We start from the raw sequence: 15,429 nt of genomic DNA, 5'->3' as shown, positions 1-15,429 counted from the left end.
GAAGCATTAGTTGAACAAATTACCAATCAAATTTTACAACAACTAACCAATAAACAAGAATTAAATGAGGCCAAGCCGACTCTTTCTGGAAACGTGAGTTATAAGGAAGGCACTTCTTCAAATATTATCACAGGTCCAGCTGTTGGCCGTATGATCGACCATACCTTATTAAAGCCTGAAAGCACTAAGGAGCAGATTATTAAGCTTTGTGAGGAAGCAAAAGAGTATCATTTTACTACGGTATGTGTCAATCCCTATTGGGTTTCAACTGCTGCCGCTGAATTGAAAGGATCTGGAGTGGGAGTCACAACGGTTGTCGGTTTCCCTCTCGGCGCGACAAGTACATTTGTGAAAATTGCCGAAACCCGCGATGCGATAGCAAATGGGGCAACGGAAATCGACATGGTCATCAATATTGGCGCACTTAAATCAGGAGATTTTGACGCGGTGAAAAAGGATATTGAAGGCGTTGTTCAAGCCGCGAAAGGCAATGCTCCTGTAAAAGTAATAATTGAAACTGGCCTTCTTGAGACAGAAGAGAAGAAAAAAGCTTGTCTTCTTGCAAAAATGGCGGGGGCAGACTTTGTTAAAACTTCTACCGGCTTCGGGCCTGGTTGTGCAACAGCAGAAGATATTAAGCTGATGCGCGAAACAGTGGGACCGGAAATGGGTGTGAAGGCTTCCGCGTGTGTAAGGGATTTAGATACAGCGAGAAAGCTAATCCAGGCTGGTGCAACGAGAATTGGTGCTAGCTCTAGTATTGCAATTATTACGGGTGGAAAAGGTACTGGCTATTAATTTTGAATGAGTTTCTCCTAAACTGAGTTATAGGAGGAGCTCTAATCCTATTTTTGTAGAATTGTAATCGCTTACATGCTTTAAGGAGATGAAGTGAATGAACCCTATTGGCCAGCAGCTAAGGAAAATAAGAGTAAATCGTGAGATGGAAAGGGAAAAGCTTGCTTTACTAGCAGGAATTAGCGCTGAAACAATTGCTGCTATTGAAGAAGGCGAAATGGATGTGCAAGTTTCAGCTTTATATAAGCTATCAGATGCCTTAAATTGTACATTTGCGATCGGGGATGTATCGATTTAATCGGTTGATGTGGGGGCTCTTGGTTTAGACCAAGGGCTTTTTTTATATTGGCAAATAAATAGATTAAGGTGGAAAATAAATGATTGGAAGTCGCAAATATCTAGAAAAAGTGGCAAATAAAACGATTGAAGTAGATAATAAAATTAAATTAGGGATTTAATCCTATCAATTTTAACGAAAAATAAACATTTTTTATGTAAACCTAATCGGAGAAAGGCATTTTCCCCCTTTTTTAGAGAAAAAAGAGAAGAATGGCAAATAAATTAATGGAAGTGGCAAATAACTTAATAAAAGTGGAAAATAAAATTATATTTTACAACTTTTTCAGACCACTAGTTTAAAATAAACAAGTATAATATCCTCATCGGAGGTTCTATATGAATAAAAACAATCTTACAAAAACAGCCATTATTATCGGTGGAGGAATGGCGGGTAAACTCATTGCCGCAGCCATTTCCCCCTATTTTAGCAAAGTACAAATATTTGAAAAGGATAATAAACCACGCCAGGAAAAAGAGATTCGTCCTGGTGTCTCACAAGCGAATCATATCCATGCATTGCTCCATGCAGGTGATCAAGCACTAGAGACATTGTTTCCAGGATTCAAAGAGGATATGGTGGCACTGGGTTCGGTTAAAATTGATTCCATCAAGGACCTAGCATGGTTTCACCATGGTGTTTGGAAGCAGCGCTATAGCACTGAATTAACGACACTTCTTCAGACAAGACCATTGTTAGAGACATATGTAGAAAAAAGAGTGAAACAACTTAAAAATATTACCTATACATACGGTGTTAAAGTAGAAAACTATTTGATACAAAACCAACGGGTTTGCGGAGTTTATACAAAACAAGAAACGTTCACAGCCGATCTTGTCATTGATACAAGTGGTGCAAGTGCATTATTAAAATTATGCTTAGAAAAACAGGGTAAGAACGTACTAGAGGAAAAGGTAGAAATCGGTCTCTGCTATGCCACGAGATTATATGAATTGCCGGAACAGGATCGAGATTTCAAAATAAAACTCATTTATCCCAAGCCGCCTGAACAAATGTTGGGGGGGACACTCTCTATGATTGAGAATCAAAAATATATTGTTACCCTAATAGGATACTTGAATTCTATTGATCCCGCAGAAATAAAAACTGAAGAAGGCTTTTCACAATATGCAAAAAAATTACCTTTACCAGATTTTGCACAAGAATTAAAAGGCGGGAAATCCTTAACTGAAACAAAAATCTATCAAATTCCTCATATTGTCTGGAGACGCTTTGACCAAATCCAACTACCGGAAGGACTGCTAGTTGCCGGTGATTCATTTTGCCGGGTTGACCCGGTATTCGGACAGGGGATGAGTGTCGCTGCATTGGAAGCACTTGCAATCAGGGAGTTTTTCGCTTCAACTCCACCACAGATGAACCTAAATAAATTGCAGAAGAAATTAGCAAAAATCGTTGCCCCAGTCTGGTCCATGGTTCTTTGTGAAGATTTCCGATACGAAGCAGTCAAAGGAAAAAGACCTTTTGGACTGAAGTTTCAGCAGTGGTATGTAAAACAAATCTTTCTACTTTCCGCAAAAAACAGAAAAATTTACGATGAATTTATTAAGGTAATGAACTTAGTTAGTCCACCAACCATACTTTTTAAGCCCTACGTCCTTAAGGAAGTTTTTAAAAGAAAAGGATAAATTGAAATTTTCAAAAAATATCTTGACAAAATGCGTTTTCATTTGGATAATATCTAGTAAATCTTGAAATCGGAAAAGTATGGGACTAGTAAATCTTTGGAACGTGTTAGAGAGTGAAACCCGCTGGCTGAAAGGTTTCTCACCGAAAGAGGATTGAACCTGCCCTAGTAGGCTGCTTATGCAAACATAAGCCGTTTCCCTCGTTACGGGGTTAAAGTTGGGTGCTTGGCACCAATAAAGGTGGTACCGCGGAAACGATTCTTCCGTCCTTTTCTAAGGGCAGAAGAATCGTTTTTTTATTTTAAAGAGGAAAGGTCGAACAGATATGAAAAAACAACTCGTTGTTGTGAAAATTGGGAGCAGTTCGCTTACAGATGCGTCCGGAGCTATTTCTAGAGAAAAAATGTCCGATCATGTCCAGGCACTGGCCTTTTTAAAAAAACAAGGCCATGATGTGATTCTGATTTCATCAGGTGCGGTTGCAGCAGGATTTTCATCGCTCGGATATCCGGTTCGTCCGAAAAATACGGCTGGAAAGCAAGCTTCTGCCGCTGTCGGGCAAGGATTACTTATGCAGCATTATCATTTACTATTTCAAGAGTTTCAGATAACACCCGCACAAATTCTTATCACACGCGAAGATTTTTACAGCCAAGAACGTTTCCACAATCTTTTTTCAACTATACATGAATTGCTGCAAAGAGGTGCTGTTCCAATTATCAATGAGAATGACTCAGTTTCCATTGAGGAATTGACTTTTGGAGACAACGACATGTTGTCAGCACTGGTCAGTGGATTTTTACATGCAAATGCTTTAATGATCTTAACGGATGTGGATGGGCTTTACGATGGGAATCCGAAACAATCTAAGGATGCAAAAAAATACCATTTCATTGCCGAGGTCTCCGATGAACTGCTTGGGGTAGCAGGAGACTCCGGATCATCGGTTGGAACCGGAGGAATGAAATCCAAACTGCTGGCTGCGAAAAAAGCTTTATCGCTCGGGGTTAGTGTATTTGTCGGCACTGGCAAAGGCAAAGAGAAGCTTGTAGACATTTTAGCTGGCAAAGGCGATGGAACCTATATTGGCGGCCGGTTTCAAACGCAAATGCAAATGCGAAAACAATGGATTGCTTATCATTCTCAAGTCAAAGGTACAATTGAAATCGATGAAGGAGCGGAAAAAGCAATTCTCCTGCAGGGAAAAAGCCTTCTACCGGTAGGAGTCACAAAGGTCATCGGGGAGTTTAACCCCTTTGATGTTGTTATTGTTCGAAACCCTAAAGGTCAAATCGTTGGCAAAGGACAAATCTATTATTCTTCTGAGGTTTTACAAAAAGTAAAAGGCTTATCAGGGGATTATTCAAAAAGTTTTTCCATAAATAAGCGGGCAGAAGTCATCCATCGCGATAATTGGGTGGCGATTATAAAGGAGGAAATAGAACGATGAATGAACTAATCGAAAAAGCAATCAAACTTAAAAACGCTGCGAAAACCTTAGGAGGATTGTCGACTGAGGATAAAAACGATGCCTTGGCAAGAATGGCTGACTTTTTAACAAACGAAAAAGAGTTCATTTTAGCAGAAAACTCGAAGGATATAGAGAACGGTCGTAAAAACGGATTGTCTGAATCTTTATTGGATCGTTTGCTTTTAACTGGTGATCGAATCGATGGAATTGTTGGAGGAATTCATCAGTTACTAGACTTAGAGGATCCGATTGGGGAAACAATTGAATCATGGGAGCGTCCGAACGGTTTACAGATTCAAACAGTCCGGGTTCCTCTCGGTGTAGTGGGAATGGTATATGAGGCTAGACCGAATGTTACGGTTGATGCAGGGAGTCTTTGTTTAAAGGCTGGAAATGCCGTTTTATTAAGAGGAAGTTCTTCTGCGCTTCATTCCAATAAAGCCTTAGTTGCTGTCATGCAAAAAGCTCTTGCCGGCTCTAAAATACCTTCAGATGCTGTTCAATTATTAGAGGACACTAGCCGGGAAACAGCTGCGCAAATGTTTAAGTTAAATCAATACTTGGATGTTCTAATACCTCGAGGCGGAGCCGGATTAATTCAATCGGTCATTCAAAATGCAACAGTGCCCGTGCTTGAAACGGGAGTAGGCAATTGTCATGTGTTTGTGGATGAAACAGCCCAGAAAAACATGGCGATTGAGATTGCAGTAAATGCGAAACTGCACCGCCCCTCTGTTTGTAATGCGGCGGAATCGTTGGTAATTCACGAAAAATGGCCTTATATTTCTGAACTTTTGAACGTACTACATGAAAAAGGTGTTGAGTTAAGAGGCGATGAGCGGTTATGCAGCGAATATTTGTTCGTCAGGAAGGCAATAGATGAGGATTGGGGCACAGAATTTTTAGCACCTGTATTATCTGTAAAATTAGTCAAAGATGTGCAGGAAGCTATCGACCATATTGATCAATATGGAACGAAGCACTCAGAAGCGATCATCAGTGAAAACACTGAAAATGTTGGATTATTTTTCAAGCAGGTGGATGCTGCTGTATTGTACCATAATGCTTCGACTCGTTTTACGGACGGGGAACAGTTTGGTTATGGTGCGGAAATTGGGATTAGTACGCAAAAACTTCATGCGCGCGGGCCGATGGGGCTGAAGGCGATTACTACGACAAAAGCATTGGTGCTTGGAACGGGACAGATTCGTGTCTGAATTTTTCGATTCGCAAATACAGTGTATGAATTCGCGGATAAAGTGTCCCGATTCGCTGATAAAGTGGTAAAATTCACTGATAAACCGCTCCGATTCGCTGATAAATGACTAAAATTCGCTGATAGAGTGTAATATTTCACTAAGTGAACTCATTTCAGCAGACAAAAACTAGTTGAAACTATCATAATTTGCTATAATCAATACAAACATATATTCCCTAATCAGTAAGCTGGTGATTTTTTGTCGTATGAAGTTCAAATTTCAGTGCGTTCTTTAGTCGAATATGTTTTTAATAGCGGCAGTATCGATAACCGTTTTCGTTCCCACTCTATGCTTTTGGATGGGACACGAGCGCATCAAAAAATCCAGAAAACCTATCAAGAGGGAGATCAAAAGGAAGTTTACCTGAGTGTGGAAATTCCTTTTGATCACCTTATTTTTACAGTTTATGGAAGATGTGATGGGCTATTAATTCGAGATAAAGAAGTTATTATTGATGAAATCAAGTCATCGAAACGGCCCTTAGAACAGATCGAAGGAGAAGGCTATCCTGTTCACTGGGCGCAGGCGAAAATGTATGCCTATATCTATGCAAAAGATCATGGCTTACGGGAAATATCCGTCCAATTAACCTACGTTCATGTTGAAACAGAAGAGAAAAGATATTTTCAAAAGAAGTATACTTTCTCTGATCTCGAAACATTTGTCCGGGAAGTCGTAAAAGGCTATGCTCCCTATGCAATATTCCATCATGAACATCAAAACAAACGAAATGAAACTAGTAAAAAGCTCCCTTTCCCATTTGATACATACCGGGAAGGGCAGCGAAAATTAGCCGGGTCTGTTTATAAAACGATTTCAGAGGGAAAATCGATATTTGTGAATGCCCCTACAGGAATCGGCAAAACCATTTCCACCCTTTTCCCTGCCGTAAAGGCGATGGGCGAAGGTCATCTATCAAAAGTCTTTTATCTAACTGCTAAAACAACAACCAAAACAACCGCAGAAGAAGCGCTAGGGCGCATGCGTTCCTGCGGAGCCTGTCTCAATTCGGTCACCATTACCGCAAAAGACAAAGTGTGTTTTAAGGATGAAACCAATTGTCAGAAGGAGTATTGCGAATTCGCCAATGGTTATTATGATCGGATCAATGATGCTGTCATCGATATCCTTACAAATGAAAAAAGTCTTACCCGAGAGGTCATCGAATCCTATGCTCGAAAACATACCGTTTGTCCCTTTGAATTTTCAATTGACCTTGCCTATGCCGTCGATGTGGTGATATGCGATTATAACTACATATTTGACCCGCGCGTTTCCCTAAAAAGGCTGTTTGAAGAGCAGAAAAAAGCAACAGGGCTACTAATCGATGAGGCACATAACTTGGTAGACCGTGGCCGGGAAATGTTCTCTGCGGCGATCAATAAAGAATCCTTCCTTGAGCTAAAGAAAGAATTAAAAGGGAAAGAACAAGCCATTTATGAAGCAGCTTCAAAAATAAATTCCATATTTATTGCTATAAAAAAAGAACGCCCAGATCAATATGAGTTCGTCTTAAAGGAACTTAATTCACAACTTATAGAACAACTTCACTTTTTTGAAAAAGCTGCTGAGCAGGCTCTTTTACGTTCCGTAGCCAGCCAAACTCTTTTGGATGCTTATTTTAAGGTTCTGAACTTCCTAAAAATCGTTGACCTCATCGATGAACATTTTGTAATCTATGGCGAAAAAAATAGAAACGATCTGACTATAAAATTATTTTGTATTGACCCATCTAAGCTTCTAAAACAAATGGGAAAAGGCTTTCGCTCCAAAATATTCTTTTCTGCAACACTATCACCGATGACCTATTTTCAGGATATTCTCGGCGGCGAGGAGGGAGATTATAGTCTTGTTCTGCCATCTCCATTTTCAGCGGAACAGGTTGATGTCTTTATTAAACCTTTGTCGACAAGGTATCGTGACCGTGATCGAACGAAAGAAACCATTGTTTTGATGCTGCAATCCTTACTCCAAAAACGCCCGGGCAACTATCTGATTTTTTTCCCATCCTATCAATATATGCTTTCTGTTTATGAACTGTTTAGAGAAATCGATGAGGAGATCAAAACTCTACTTCAAGAAACAGGGATGACGGAAGAGGAAAGAGTTGCTTTTTTAGAGGCATTCCGGCCAAATCAAACGGAAACTTTGATTGGCTTTGCTGTTCTTGGCGGAGTTTTTTCTGAAGGTGTCGATTTAATAGGGGACCGTTTAAATGGTGTGGTGGTTGTTGGGATAGGGCTGCCGCAGCTTTGTTTCGAGCGAAACCTAATGAAGGAGCACTTTTCTAACAATGAGAAAAATGGTTATGAATATGCCTATGTTTTTCCAGGTATCAACAAAGTCCTGCAGGCCGGCGGCAGGTTGATTCGTTCAGAAAATGACCATGGAACAATCGTTCTTGTCGATGACCGCTTTTTACAACAGCAGTATCAAATGCTTTTACCAAAAGAATGGCGGCAATTTACGGTTATTTAAAAAATAAAAGCGGGCAAACCAAATTGGTTTTGCCCGTTAATTGCTTTTTATTAATTGTTTATGAGTGGAAACCGTTATTTTCTTTTTTGAAATATTTCCTAAACGAATCGATACTAGTATGGAAATAATCGCAAGACTGCCAATCATCGAAACTACCCCAATCCAGCCGAAATCACTGTAGAAGATCCCACTTACGGTTCCACCAATACTTGATCCCGCATAATAGAAAAATAAATATAAAGATGCAGCCTGTGCTTTATCGTGAGTTGCCGTCTTGCCAACCCAGCCGCTTGCAATCGAATGGCAGGCGAAAAATCCGAAAGTAAAGATTGCGATTCCTAAAATCTTCACCCATAAATGAGCGTTAAGCGTTACAAATACCCCAATTAATAAAATTAACAACGACAATTGTAAAATTCTTTTTTTTCCATATTGATCCGCCAGCATTCCCATCCACGTTGAACTAAAGGTCCCGACAATATACACAATAAAAATAAATCCAACCAAGGTTTGACTTAAAGAATAGGGCGGTTTGATTAACTGAAATCCGATATAGTTGTATAATGAAACAAAACTTCCCATTAATAAAAAGCCAATGAGAAATAAATAAATGAGTCCAGGTTCCTTAAATTGGCTAAACAAGGAGCGGATTAGTGGTTTCATAGCAAACCTTTGCGGCTGGAAATGGGTTGATTGCGGTAAGGTAAATATAAAAACAACACTTGCTAATAAACTAATGATTCCAATCCCAATTAACGCAATATGCCAGTTAAAATAATCAGTTAAAATCCCGCTGATGATCCGGCCGGACATGCCGCCAATCGAGTTCCCGCTGATGTATAACCCCATCGCCATGCCTAAGCTTTTCGGTTCGATTTCCTCGCCTAAATAAGCCATGGCCACAGCAGGCAAACCAGCAAGTGAAATTCCTTGAAGGATTCTGCCCAAGAGTAATAGATGAAAATTCGGCGTAAAGGCCGTTAAAAGCGCAAGAATGGATGATAAAACTAAAGAGATTGTCATAACCGATTTGCGCCCAAAAACTTCCGATAATGAACCGGCAATTAAAAGACTAACCGACAACGCAATGGTTGTAGCTGAAAGACTTAAACTAGACATGGCCGGTGAAACATGGAATTCCTTTGAGATATCCGGCAGCAGTGGCTGTGTACCCCAAAGGATAGCAAACGTGCTAAAACCACCGGCAAATAAAGCCAAATTGACCATTTTAAATGTTCGTGTCCCACGCTGAATATAACTCATTTTTAATGGATACTCCTTTATTTGATTTTAAATAAACGCTGTACAAACGGAATAAAACGTTCTACGACAGGGGATTTGTAACAATCTTTTAACCACGCAATTCCTATTTCCCTCTTGCATATAGGGTTATTTACGCGTATAAGCCTGATTTTGCTTTTATCCAATACCTGTAAATCTGGAACTAGGGAAACGCCTAATTTAGCACCAACTAATCCGGAAACCGTACCTACATCTTCTCCTTCAAACACAACATTGGGTGAAAAACCTGCTTTGTGGCATAAATGATGAATAATTGCCTGTAATTCATATCCATCTTTAAAGGAGATAATCGGTTCGTTTTCAATTATTTTTAAATCTACTTCCTTATGGTCAGCGAGCCAGTGATCATTTGAAACAATCAGAAACAAATCCTCGGTTAAAAGCGGCTCGTAGATTAGTTCTTTATCATCGTGTAAATGCATGATGAGCGCGAGATCCACTTTTCTCGACTTTAATTGATTAATAATTTGCTGATTGGATGCTTGATGTAATTGAAATTTAACATGGGCAAATTTACCTTGATAAGAACTTAAAATCTTCGGTACCACACTTGTGCCAAGTGATGGTAAGAAAGACAATGCAATCGATCCCTGATCTGGGTGAATTTCATCCCATATTTCTTGTTTGCCAATTTCAATTTGCTTGATGGATTGCTCCACGCGGTTTAAGAACATTTCTCCATATCGATTTAAATATATATTCCTGCCTTTCCGATCAAAAAGCTGAACACCTAATTCTTCTTCAAGATTGGCAATGGATCGACTGAGCGCCGGCTGGGATATGGAAAGTAGTTTTGCAGCCTTTGTAAAATGCTGGACTTTTGCTACGGTTTGAAAATAATTGATTTGATCCCATTCCATTTGATTACCCCATCTGTTTTTTATTTACTCCTTTATCATACTCTTATTTTTAGATAACTTCTAATTGTTAATATGCATAATACTCATGCATATTAGTTATGATGGATCATTTTAATGTTTTGAGGAAAGAGGAAAGGCGAGCGGAGATTGAAGAAAACAAAAATGGCTTGGAAACCAAGCCATTTTTGTGATTTTATTTTGCAATGAAGGCGTGCACTGACAATGGTTTAATCCCTTTCGACTGAATTGCGTCTTTCAACATCTTTACTTCTGAAGGAATGAGACTCTTTATTTTCATGGGCATAGGATGAATTTCTTTTAGTTCAGCATTTACATCGGATAATACTTTCTGTACTTCCCATGTGCCATCCTGCAATTCAGGAGAAATGATTGTAGTATCTCTAATGATGTTCCAGCCCGCATTTTGGGCAATTTCTCTCAAATCATTAGGAGTAAAAAGTGTTCGCACATTCGAATCACTTTCCGTTTTATATGCTTCATATTGCGCCTGGATGAGAATAGAAAGGAGGTGAGGGTACTGTTCCATTTCGGTGATTCGTGTATCCCATTCTGCAAACAAAAGCCGTTTTCCCCATTTTTTCACTTTTTTTAGAACTTCCGTTAATTCTTCGTGAGATTTTAAGTACCAAGAACAATGAGAAAATACAATATAATCGAAAGAATGATCAGGAAAATCAACATCAGGGGATAATAAATCAATTTCAAAATCGATTTTAATTTGTTTACCTAGCGGTGATTTTTTTAAATAGGTAGCAGATTCACCTAATGAAATCGGACTTCCATAGTCTGGTGAACCAGTATCAATACCATGAACCAGTCCATTTTCTCCGACAAAATGGGCTAAAACGGCTGTTGTATCTCCTTGCCCACAACCTACCTCAAGTATCTTTTTTCCATCTTCAATCTTCCAGAACTCAGCTAATTTAATACGATGATTCGTCTGAATTTTTTGAATATCCGACATTCCAACATTTGATGCCATGCATCCGACAATTTTCTCTATAATTTCATTATTCATAAAACACCTCCATGAACATCTATTCGACAAAGCTAATTTCCTTTCCTTTAAAAAATTTCCCGAGTATTTTCCTGGGAAAGCGCAAGAAATGACAAATTTAGTGAAATAAAATACAAAATAGGACAATTTCAGCATGAAATTTCTCCTGTTTTGGGATACTGTTGCTAGGTGCAAATTGGAAAACGAGAGGAGTAAAACAGAATGGAAAAAGTTGAAGTTGGAGAAGTCTTTACGATTGGTGACGAAAATGATGAGGAGCAAGAAGTAGAGGTTCTAGGCGTTTTAACAATTGAAGGAACAGACTATGTAGCCGTCGGTTTTGTTGAAGACGTAGAGCAGGAAACTGAAGAAGATATTGATATTTTCTTTCTTAAAGTAGATGAAGACGGCGATTTGTCAGCGATTGAAAGCGATGAAGAATTTACAAAGGTCTCATATGCTTTTGAAGAAATATTGGACAAGGAAGAATAAAAAGAGAGGAGGCTGCCCCTCTCTTTTCGTTCCACTTTACCCTATGGAGTGAAGCAGAAAATTCGTTAAAAATAAGAAAGAAATAATAAATATCGGTATAGATAACTGCTTATGTTTATTTGTAAACAGCTTGACTAACGGATACGCAATAAATCCGAAGGCAATTCCGTCCACGATACTATAGGTTAACGGAATCATCAGGATGATTAAAAAAGCAGGAAATGCTTCCGTAAAATCCGTAAAATCAATGTTTACAATATTTGTTAACATTAATCCGCCCAAAATTATCAAAATGGGTGCGATGGCAGCATTTGGAACCAATTTGATCAAGGGCAGGAAGAAAAGGGACATTAAAATAAGGATTCCTGTTACAACAGAGGTTAAACCTGTTCTTCCACCAGCAGTAATTCCAGCAGCCGATTCAACCGTTGAAACCGGAGGGCTGGTGCCTAAAAGTCCGCACAAAATCGCAGAAATGGAGACTGCACGCAATGCTTTACCATTTTTCTCAGGTGCCTTAAGCATCCCATCTACTTGTGAATGCAGGATTCCTATGTTCTCAAATACTAACACTAATGTAAGTGAGAAGGTTGCAGTCCAAAATGGGATCGTGGTCATTTTTCCAAAGTCAAAGCTTAAAAAAACATTTCGATAATCGTTTAACGAAATGAATCCTTTATCCATATGGGAAAAATCAATCACACCTAAAAAATAGGATGTAAATGTACCTAAAATGATACTAATTAAAAAATTTCCCGGAACCTTTTTCAAAAATAAAAACAAGGTAATCACTAGGTTAATAATAGAAGCTAGCACAATCGGGGACGATAAGTCACCCAAGGCCACGAAATTATTCGGGTTTTCTACTATTAGTCCGCTTTTTTGAAGGCCAATAAAGGCGATAAACAAGCCAATTCCTACAGTGATTGCTTCTTTTAATGACGATGGAATCGACCTAGAAATAATCGAAGCTAATTTAGAAAAAGCGATAACTGCAAATAACACACCCGAAACGACAACCGCTCCTAAGGCTTCCTGATAACTTAAACCAAGCGATCCAACAAAGGTGTACGTAAATAAGGCATTAATGCCCATTCCGGGTACAATCATTAGTGGTGCATTCGGAACAAAGGCAGCGAGCAAGCATCCTGCAAGCGAGGAAAATATGGTTGCAATGATCCCTGCTTCCAGCGGCATTCCTGAGTCATGCAAAATATGTCCATTTACTGCAATAATATAGACGATGGAAAAAAATGATGTAAACCCTGCCATAACCTCCTTTTTCAAATTTGTTTTGTGTTCTTTAAGCTTGAAAACTCCCTTCATTTTTTATCACACTTTCGTATTCTCCCTCTCCCACCCGCATTTAGTATATTTCTATACTTATGCCGAAAAACATTATAACACAGAAATTCAAAAGGAGAACTGGGAATTGAAAGGTATTTAAAAAATTTAACATAATTATCTGAAAAAGATAATTTAATATAGGGAGAAGGTTGTGTCCGAATATGGTAAAATTATGTATGTATAAATTTGGCTGAGGCATACTATTAGCAAATGAGTAAAAGGAGTTATCAAATGCTAATAGAAGAAGGAACAAAATATCAAATTTCTCAAGGAATCCAAGGTAATTTCAATTCCGCGGAAACGATGACGATTACCAGTAATAATGGAGTCACGGTCCAATTTAGTCTTGGAGAAAACAAAGGTCGAGGTTCCATGCCGGTCGAACATTTATCCTACTTATTGAAAAAGGCGAATCTCACGCAAATTCCAAATAAACGGTTATTAATAAATTTAGAAAATAATGAAGAACAAATTAGCTAGAGAAATAAGACACTGCTTTCTATTTATAAAGTAGTGTTTTTTATTTTAAGGGGGGAGAGGAAAATGCAAAAGTTAACCAATCAGGAAATTCAAGAGAAATTAACGACTGTTCCAAGTTGGAAGCTAACAGACACAAAGTGGATTGAACGAAAGTATCGTTTCAATGAATATTTAAATGGTATGGAATTTGTTCAGCAAGTGGCGGACCTGTCAGAAAGGGCCAATCATCATCCGTTTATTTCTATCGACTATAAAATGGTTACCTTAAAGATTACCTCATGGCATGCCAAAGGGTTAACGGCTTTAGACTTTGACTTAGCCAAAAAATATGATGAATTATTTTTACAAATAAAAAGGTGAACCCAGCCGTTTGGCTGGGTTTATTTTATAAACATTTTAATTTGTTTTAAAGCGTTTTTGCGGTTCGGATAGCGGAAGGGCAGATCAAAAGAGGTTGTTTGTTTTAGGACACTTTTTTCATGAGAAAAGACATCAAAACTGCCTTTCCCATGGTAGGCACCAATCCCGCTTTCGCCAACGCCTCCAAAGGGCAGGTAGGGGGAGCTGAGATGATAAACCGTATCATTAATACAGCCGCCGCCGAATGAAATCTGATTTAAAATGAGTGACTGAAATTCATTGCTTTCTGAAAAAAGGTAAAGGGCAAGCGGCTTAGGATGGGCATTTATTTTTTCAACCATTTTTTCAGCAGTATCATATTTTAGGACAGGAAGGATGGGACCGAAAATTTCATCCTGCATGACGGAATCATTCCACGAAATGTGATCAAGAATGGTAGGTTCAATGGTTAGTGATTTCAAGTCCTTCTTTCCACCGTAGTAAACTTCCCCATTGGAAAGAAAACCAAGTAAGCGTTTAAAGTGCCTCTCACTGACTATTTTTGTAAATGTTCCGCTATTAAATACATTGCTACTATACAGTTCTTCAATGGCGTTAACCAATGCGTTCAAAAATTCTTCCTTAATGTCGCAATGGACATATAAATAATCAGGGGCCACACAGGTTTGTCCTGCATTTAAATATTTCCCCCAGGCAATCCGTTTTGCTGCCAATTTTAGATTGGCATCCTTATGTATAATACAAGGACTTTTCCCACCCAATTCGAGTGTTACGGGAGTTAAATTTTTAGCAGCGGCTTCCATGATGACTTTACCGATAGAAACACTTCCCGTGAAGAAAATATAATCAAAGTTTTCATTTAAAAGGGCCTGGCTTGTTTCAACAGCGCCTTCTACGACGGTGATATATTCTTCAGGAAAGGTTTTGGAAATTAATGTTGCTATTAGCTTTGAGGTGTCCGGTGTCAGCTCTGAAGGCTTTAAAACGGCGCAGTTTCCTGCTGCTATCGCACCAATTAACGGGGCAATCGCTAATTGGAATGGATAGTTCCATGGGGAAATAATTAAAGTAACACCGTACGGTTCCGGATAGATATAGCTTTTGGAACCGATTTGAGCAAGTGATGCTTTTACTTTTCTAGGCTTTGCCCATTTTTTAACATGCTTAAGGGAGAAGCGAATCTCCTCGAGTACAATCCCTAATTCGGTTATATAGGAATCAAATTCGCTTTTATTTAGATCTTTTTTTAAAGCGGCCATGATTTCTGTTTCATTTGTGCGAATCAACTGCCCAAGTGCCTGCAGGGCTTGAATTCGATAGGAAATTTCTTTTGTTTTCCCACTCTGAAAGAAATTTCGCTGTTTTGTTAATAACTCATGATAATTTTTCAAAAATATCCACCACCTAACCTTGTAATGTTATTTTATCATATTGTTTTTGTGTATAGAAAAAGGTGGAACAGAGCAAAAGGTCGATGTAGACCAAAACCTTTCAAGGAAGCAAAGGAATGTCCTTCATAAGGTCGATGAAGGCCAAAACTCATCAGGGAAGCGAAGAAACGTCCTTCATAAGGTCGAT

The 15,429-nt window shown here is 38.8% G+C and carries 14 protein-coding genes; 9 read left to right on the top strand and 5 right to left on the bottom strand.

All coding sequences use genetic code 11. The annotated features are described in order from the left end of the window. Positions 1–150 precede the first annotated feature (150 nt). The 6 genes from deoC to ACFQZ9_RS26960 all read left to right on the top strand — a co-directional run bounded on the left by deoC (position 151) and on the right by ACFQZ9_RS26960 (position 7,992). A complete protein-coding gene (gene deoC, locus ACFQZ9_RS26985; RefSeq protein WP_498946742.1) occupies positions 151–798 on the top strand; it encodes a 2-deoxyribose-5-phosphate aldolase in 648 nt (215 codons plus the stop codon). Between the two features lie 97 nt (positions 799–895). Then, on the top strand, positions 896–1,096 hold the full coding sequence (locus tag ACFQZ9_RS26980; RefSeq protein WP_498946468.1) for a helix-turn-helix domain-containing protein: 201 nt from the start codon (positions 896–898) through the stop codon (positions 1,094–1,096). A 377-nt stretch (positions 1,097–1,473) separates the two neighbouring features. Next, positions 1,474–2,784, top strand: coding sequence for an FAD-dependent oxidoreductase (locus tag ACFQZ9_RS26975; RefSeq protein WP_498946467.1), 1,311 nt, complete (start codon positions 1,474–1,476; stop codon positions 2,782–2,784). Positions 2,785–3,109: 325 nt separating this feature from the next. Continuing rightward, positions 3,110–4,234 (top strand): glutamate 5-kinase, encoded by a 1,125-nt coding sequence (gene proB / locus ACFQZ9_RS26970; RefSeq protein WP_498946466.1) that lies wholly within the window; start codon positions 3,110–3,112, stop codon positions 4,232–4,234. Further along, a complete protein-coding gene (locus ACFQZ9_RS26965) occupies positions 4,231–5,472 on the top strand; it encodes a glutamate-5-semialdehyde dehydrogenase (RefSeq protein ID WP_498946465.1) in 1,242 nt (413 codons plus the stop codon). Before proB ends, ACFQZ9_RS26965 begins: the two co-directional genes overlap by 4 nt. A 240-nt stretch (positions 5,473–5,712) precedes the next feature. Beyond that, positions 5,713–7,992 (top strand): helicase C-terminal domain-containing protein, encoded by a 2,280-nt coding sequence (locus tag ACFQZ9_RS26960; protein WP_498946464.1) that lies wholly within the window; start codon positions 5,713–5,715, stop codon positions 7,990–7,992. 36 nt (positions 7,993–8,028) lie between these two features. Here the strand turns inward: ACFQZ9_RS26960 and ACFQZ9_RS26955 are convergent, their stop codons facing one another. From ACFQZ9_RS26955 to ACFQZ9_RS26945, 3 genes are all read right to left on the bottom strand, one after another. After that, the gene (locus ACFQZ9_RS26955) at positions 8,029–9,255 is read right to left on the bottom strand and encodes an MFS transporter (RefSeq protein WP_498946463.1); all 1,227 of its coding nucleotides are present in this window, start codon (positions 9,253–9,255) and stop codon (positions 8,029–8,031) included. A 17-nt stretch (positions 9,256–9,272) separates the two neighbouring features. Next, complete coding sequence (locus ACFQZ9_RS26950; protein WP_198311640.1) at positions 9,273–10,154, bottom strand: LysR family transcriptional regulator; 882 nt, start codon at positions 10,152–10,154, stop codon at positions 9,273–9,275. Between the two features lie 193 nt (positions 10,155–10,347). After that, positions 10,348–11,193 (bottom strand): class I SAM-dependent methyltransferase, encoded by an 846-nt coding sequence (locus ACFQZ9_RS26945; protein ID WP_498946462.1) that lies wholly within the window; start codon positions 11,191–11,193, stop codon positions 10,348–10,350. A gap of 201 nt (positions 11,194–11,394) precedes the next feature. On the opposite strand from ACFQZ9_RS26945, the gene ACFQZ9_RS26940 reads away from it, so the two are divergent. Continuing rightward, positions 11,395–11,664, top strand: a complete 270-nt coding sequence (locus ACFQZ9_RS26940) for a DUF1292 domain-containing protein (protein WP_198311638.1) — start codon at positions 11,395–11,397, stop codon at positions 11,662–11,664. Positions 11,665–11,700: 36 nt separating this feature from the next. Here ACFQZ9_RS26940 and ACFQZ9_RS26935 read toward each other — a convergent pair whose 3' ends face one another. Continuing rightward, positions 11,701–12,990 (bottom strand): NCS2 family permease, encoded by a 1,290-nt coding sequence (locus ACFQZ9_RS26935; RefSeq protein ID WP_498946461.1) that lies wholly within the window; start codon positions 12,988–12,990, stop codon positions 11,701–11,703. Positions 12,991–13,242: 252 nt separating this feature from the next. On the opposite strand from ACFQZ9_RS26935, the gene ACFQZ9_RS26930 reads away from it, so the two are divergent. Continuing rightward, positions 13,243–13,491 (top strand): hypothetical protein, encoded by a 249-nt coding sequence (locus tag ACFQZ9_RS26930; RefSeq protein ID WP_133335264.1) that lies wholly within the window; start codon positions 13,243–13,245, stop codon positions 13,489–13,491. 63 nt (positions 13,492–13,554) lie between these two features. Next, on the top strand, positions 13,555–13,851 hold the full coding sequence (locus ACFQZ9_RS26925) for a 4a-hydroxytetrahydrobiopterin dehydratase (protein WP_498946460.1): 297 nt from the start codon (positions 13,555–13,557) through the stop codon (positions 13,849–13,851). Positions 13,852–13,871: 20 nt separating this feature from the next. Here the strand turns inward: ACFQZ9_RS26925 and ACFQZ9_RS26920 are convergent, their stop codons facing one another. Then, positions 13,872–15,242, bottom strand: a complete 1,371-nt coding sequence (locus ACFQZ9_RS26920; RefSeq protein WP_498946459.1) for an aldehyde dehydrogenase — start codon at positions 15,240–15,242, stop codon at positions 13,872–13,874. Positions 15,243–15,429: the final 187 nt, after the last annotated feature.

Origin of the sequence: Neobacillus sp. GCM10027624, from assembly GCF_042675345.1 — a bacterium.
Classification (GTDB): Bacteria; Bacillota; Bacilli; order Bacillales; family Cytobacillaceae; genus Neobacillus; species Neobacillus cucumis_D.
This window is presented reverse-complemented; position numbering and strand designations above follow the sequence as displayed.

Excerpts from the sequence above, each read along its gene's own strand:
- deoC (WP_498946742.1), top strand. The coding sequence starts at position 151 with ATGATCGACCATACCTTATTAAAGCCTGAAAGCACTAAGGAGCAGATT.
- proB (WP_498946466.1), top strand. The coding sequence starts at position 3,110 with ATGAAAAAACAACTCGTTGTTGTGAAAATTGGGAGCAGTTCGCTTACA.
- ACFQZ9_RS26935 (WP_498946461.1), bottom strand. The coding sequence starts at position 12,990 with ATGAAGGGAGTTTTCAAGCTTAAAGAACACAAAACAAATTTGAAAAAG.
- ACFQZ9_RS26925 (WP_498946460.1), top strand. The coding sequence starts at position 13,555 with ATGCAAAAGTTAACCAATCAGGAAATTCAAGAGAAATTAACGACTGTT.
- ACFQZ9_RS26975 (WP_498946467.1), top strand. The coding sequence starts at position 1,474 with ATGAATAAAAACAATCTTACAAAAACAGCCATTATTATCGGTGGAGGA.
- ACFQZ9_RS26965 (WP_498946465.1), top strand. The coding sequence starts at position 4,231 with ATGAATGAACTAATCGAAAAAGCAATCAAACTTAAAAACGCTGCGAAA.
- ACFQZ9_RS26980 (WP_498946468.1), top strand. The coding sequence starts at position 896 with ATGAACCCTATTGGCCAGCAGCTAAGGAAAATAAGAGTAAATCGTGAG.
- ACFQZ9_RS26930 (WP_133335264.1), top strand. The coding sequence starts at position 13,243 with ATGCTAATAGAAGAAGGAACAAAATATCAAATTTCTCAAGGAATCCAA.
- ACFQZ9_RS26950 (WP_198311640.1), bottom strand. The coding sequence starts at position 10,154 with ATGGAATGGGATCAAATCAATTATTTTCAAACCGTAGCAAAAGTCCAG.
- ACFQZ9_RS26940 (WP_198311638.1), top strand. The coding sequence starts at position 11,395 with ATGGAAAAAGTTGAAGTTGGAGAAGTCTTTACGATTGGTGACGAAAAT.
- ACFQZ9_RS26945 (WP_498946462.1), bottom strand. The coding sequence starts at position 11,193 with ATGAATAATGAAATTATAGAGAAAATTGTCGGATGCATGGCATCAAAT.
- ACFQZ9_RS26955 (WP_498946463.1), bottom strand. The coding sequence starts at position 9,255 with ATGAGTTATATTCAGCGTGGGACACGAACATTTAAAATGGTCAATTTG.